This window comes from Aliirhizobium wenxiniae (genome assembly GCF_019511445.1).
GTDB lineage: Bacteria > Pseudomonadota > Alphaproteobacteria > Rhizobiales > Rhizobiaceae > Neorhizobium > Neorhizobium wenxiniae_A.
On record NZ_JAEUAN010000074.1, the window covers coordinates 1 to 742 of the forward strand.

Below are 742 nucleotides of genomic sequence, written 5' to 3' on the forward strand. Positions count from 1 at the left end.
AATACTGCATGCAGACGCGGATCTCGCCCTCGACGCCGCCGATCGCCTGCTGGAGCATCCGTGCAAAAATGGGGTCGGGAGAACCGACCTTGACCGGATACTGCAAACGCTTGTCGAAACTGAACATAGAGTTCTCCTCGTTTGGGGTTTGCGATACCTGGGCAGGTACCGGCCCGCGAACAGCAGCCAGGATGTGAAGTTCCCTGCCCAAAGCAATCAAAATGAAAAACGAGAGGGTGAGGGGCATAAAGACGGGTGGCTGCCTTGGAACTTTGAGCAGCGCGGTCGGTTCGCTCGCCGAATATGGAGCCTCCCTTGACCCTACAGCTCGCCCTCGACGAAGAAGATCTCGCACCGGTATCGCAGGCAGGATCCGATACTTCGATCATCGCGCCAGATCTTTCCTATCGGCGGATGTCCATCGTCAATGTGGTCTTCTATGGCGATCCCTCCAAAGGCAGAGCGTGGGTGTTGATAGACACGGGGCTTCCGACGTCGAAGAACGCGATCATCGAGGCCGTAGAGCACCGATTTGGTCGCAACACCCGGCCATCGGCAATCGTGATGACCCATGGCCACTTCGATCATGTTGGCTCCCTAGAGGCGCTGGTTCGGCACTGGGATGTGCCGGTCTACGCTCATCCACTGGAATTTCCGTATCTGAACGGGCAATCCTCCTATCCTCCGGCCGACGCATTTGTCGGCGGAGGAGCAGTCGCGTTGATGTCGCCGCTCTTCCCCC

2 protein-coding genes are annotated in these 742 nt (G+C 58.1%); one reads left to right on the top strand and one right to left on the bottom strand.

Translation table 11 applies throughout. The features are described from left to right. The coding region (locus tag JNB91_RS30340; protein WP_220329079.1) for a manganese catalase family protein at positions 1–127 on the bottom strand (127 nt) is incomplete at its 3' end. 188 nt (positions 128–315) lie between these two features. Here JNB91_RS30340 and JNB91_RS30345 point away from each other — a divergent pair. Continuing rightward, the coding region (locus JNB91_RS30345; RefSeq protein WP_223218489.1) for an MBL fold metallo-hydrolase at positions 316–742 on the top strand (427 nt) is incomplete at its 3' end.